General features: G+C 36.2%; 2 protein-coding genes. Both read left to right on the top strand.

Annotated features, from left to right (window positions below; translation table 11 throughout):
* The first annotated feature begins 43 nt into the window (after window positions 1-43).
* Window positions 44-562, top strand: coding sequence for a hypothetical protein (locus ACFOW1_RS12520; protein ID WP_379014689.1), 519 nt, complete (start codon window positions 44-46; stop codon window positions 560-562).
* Window positions 563-790: 228 nt separating this feature from the next.
* Window positions 791-1,732: an alpha/beta fold hydrolase gene (locus ACFOW1_RS12515; RefSeq protein ID WP_379014688.1), complete on the top strand. Its 942-nt coding sequence runs from the start codon at window positions 791-793 to the stop codon at window positions 1,730-1,732.
* Window positions 1,733-2,631: the final 899 nt, after the last annotated feature.

Here is a 2,631-nt window from a genome sequence, read left to right as displayed (position 1 = left end):
CTCCTTTTTTCAATATCCACACTTTGGGTATATTTGAAAAGCAATGGTAGTTTTTTCACAAACTCACGTTGGCAGCAACTTTAAAGCGACACAGTTTTCAAATTTAGCAATGCGACCTTATAAAGGATTTATTAAAGACGACCCTAACTTCAAAACACTTTTTGAAAACACTGTAATGACAGTTGGACACGTTTTTGAAACTTCATATTGTTATAACAAATTGACAAAAGAGGAGTTTGCAATTTTTGAGTTTAACAATGACCCAACTTGTGGTCTTGTTGGACAAAGAAATGACTGGTGCTTAATTGGCGGCGACGTTTTAGTACTTAGGACTTGGGTTGACAACACTTTGAGATTAGTCGGTGAGCTGAAACAAATATTTGACTTAAAGGTTATTGACGACTATACTGTTCAAATCTTGACAGACCCTTGGGCTGATGACTCTGAAATATGGCAACTGATAATTGACTTAAATAAATTGACGCGACCACTGACTTTGACAAAAATTAGAGATTTTAAAGAGTATGCAAACAAACCATATACAGACCAAGTTGAGTGGTAACAAAGCTGCTGCCAACAGGCGGTTTGGCAATAAGGCGGGGCGACGAATATATTCTCAGCTTTTTGTTCCCTATTCAGCCTTAGGTCCAGCCGACGTAATACTAATCAGCATCAGAATTAACAATGTACTTTTGTAACCTTATTCAGCAGCGGTTACGGGCTTACGATTTTCAAATACCGCCACATCGCCAAGCCGTGTCCGTTAGGCTGTTATTTAAAAAGACTTCACATGAAAAAAATCATTTTGCTTTTAGTGCTGGGAATAAATACTTGTTTTGCCCAAACTTTTCCCAATAGTAATACGGATGGAAAATATTACATTGTGAATGGGGCTAAAATATGGACAGTTACTGTTGGCAAAGGAGACCCTTTGTTTATAATACCTGGAGGACCTGGTAATTCACATATTACATACAGAGCATTCGATTCACTATATCAGCATTGCATGGTTGTTTATTTTGATCCGTTTGGTACAGGTAAATCAGATACTGCAAAAACGATTCAAGAATATGGTTTAAAACGAAGTATCGACGATATTGAGGGGTTAAGAATTGCAATGGGTTTTTCAACTATCAATGTACTTGGTCATTCTTTCGGAACTATAGTGGCACAAGGTTATGCTATCAAATACCAACAACATATTAGCCATTTGATACTTTCCTTACCTATTCATAGCAGTGAAATGTTGCGACAAAGAAATTTAAACAGAGAAATAGAAATTTATTATCCCGAAGTCTGGGACTCAATAATTAAACTAAGGCAACAAGGTCGATTATCAAACGATTCTTTATATAAAGCCATTAGAGAAAAAGTGCCTTCATCATTTGTCTATCGATACAATCCAGAAGGTATGTCTAGCTCTGTTAACATGCCTTACCCAAATAAAAACAATAGTCAGTTAAACTTACAAATGGGTGGTTCAGATGCTGATTTTAATATTATCGGTGATTTAAGCTCATTTGATTATCGTGAAGATTTGAAGAATCTTACAATACCCATTCTAGTAATGGCTGGGCGTTATGATAAAATTTGTCCACCAAAATGGACTATTCAATACAAGCAATTTTGTCCAAAATGCGAATTTGTTTTCTTTGAAAAAAGTGGTCATACCATTTTTAGAGAAGAGTCAGAAAAAACATTTGCCTTAATAAAGACGTTTCTAGGAAAGTAAACAGCAGCCAACATTAAGTAGTATAGCCGAAAGCCCCCAAACGCGTCCTAACCCAAAGGTTACCTGCTGGGGCTTTTGTTTATACTTTGTTGACCGACAACGGATAATGTTTCCGAACTTGCCCTATAAGTAGTTAGTAGCTTTTTTTTGCGGTTGGGTGGATGGTTTTTTTGGAAGCGGTGTTTGGCTTTAATTAAGGGACTGGAAGACACTGACCAGAAGTGGTGTCAGTTGGTAATAATACAAGGAAGGGGCATTGCAAATGCCTTTTATCTGTACTTCGGGATGCCCTGCGGAACATCCCGAAAAGCGAAGGTTTGTATAAAAGGGGAAAATAATTGGTAAAGAGCAACAATACAAATGGCGAATTGAGTGTATTGTTACAACGGCAATACAAAAAGGCGAATAGTAATTAGTTGGTTATCAATAACAAAAAATATTTTAAAACTGCGTGTAATAACATAAATGCACGCGTTATGTGCCACTTTATATGAACTTCAAACTTCTAATATTTGTATTGACAATTTTGCTGACTTCTACTTCGATAGGACAAAGCTTAAAAGTTGACACATTTAAAACCTCAAGTGTTGACACAAGTTCAATAATTAGTTGGCAATGTCACGCAGGACCAAGTGTTTTATCAAAGAACACTTATCCTCTCATAATAATAAATGGCAGGACTTTTAAAAACTGTTTGTTGCAGAACATATTCTTCGACCTTGACACAACTTCTATTTCGACAGTACAAGTTTTAAATCCAAAGAATGACAGTGTAAAGCTTTACGGCAAAGCAGGAAAAAATGGAGTAATAATCATTACGACGAAAAAGCCAATGTAAGCTCCCCTGAATCTCGCTCATTTAAAAGTTGACAAAAATGTTAACTTTAAATGACCGATAT

The organism is Parasediminibacterium paludis (assembly GCF_042651445.1).
Lineage (GTDB): Bacteria > Bacteroidota > Bacteroidia > Chitinophagales > Chitinophagaceae > Parasediminibacterium > Parasediminibacterium paludis.
Note: the sequence above shows the minus strand (reverse complement) of the source record. Positions and strands in the feature narration are given on the sequence as shown.